Origin of the sequence: Collinsella aerofaciens, from assembly GCF_018785245.1 — a bacterium.
Classification (GTDB): Bacteria; Actinomycetota; Coriobacteriia; order Coriobacteriales; family Coriobacteriaceae; genus Collinsella; species Collinsella aerofaciens_AD.
Window position 1 is genome coordinate 1 of record NZ_WQPL01000065.1, and the last position, 226, is coordinate 226.

General features: G+C 74.8%; 1 pseudogene. It reads left to right on the forward strand.

What is annotated here, in order from left to right:
- A pseudogene (locus GPK39_RS09880) lies at nt 1-226 on the forward strand (IS30 family transposase); the annotation flags it as partial.

The following is a 226-nucleotide window of genomic DNA, read 5'->3' on the forward strand; positions in this document are numbered from 1 at the left end:
GAAGGGCGCCTGCGAGCGCAACCACGTCGAGATCAGGAAGCTGCTGCCCAAGGGCGCCGGGATCAGGTTCGACCGGCTCGCCCCGGCCGACCTGGCGCTGGCCATGTCGCACGTGAACTCCGAGCCCCGCGGCGCGCTCGGCTTCGCGACGCCCGCGCGCGCCTTCAGGGCGATGCTCGGGGAGGACGCGGCGGCGCTGCTGGACGCCTACGGCGTGGGGGACGTG